1 pseudogene is annotated in these 242 nt (G+C 24.8%); it reads right to left on the reverse strand.

The features are described 5' to 3' along the window. Window positions 1-242, reverse strand: a pseudogene (locus AC6UDG_RS07810) (hypothetical protein); the annotation flags it as partial.

Genomic DNA, 242 nt, shown 5'->3' on the forward strand with positions numbered 1-242 from the left:
GAAGTATATCTTTCATTTGTTGTTGGGGTAGCAATAATAATTTCGTCTATAAATTTTGAAAAATCAGGGAAGTTTTTATTTACTCTCGAAATAAGTGTTTTTGCCCAAAACTTTTTTTGAAATAAATAATCATTATAATTAAGGGAATTCCAATAGTCATAATTTGATAACGTAAAAAGAGAAACATTATTATCCAGGGATAAATCTTTGCTAAAATTATCATATATAGTCATATTAAATGG

The organism is Fructilactobacillus sp. X2R1C1, assembly GCF_059901435.1.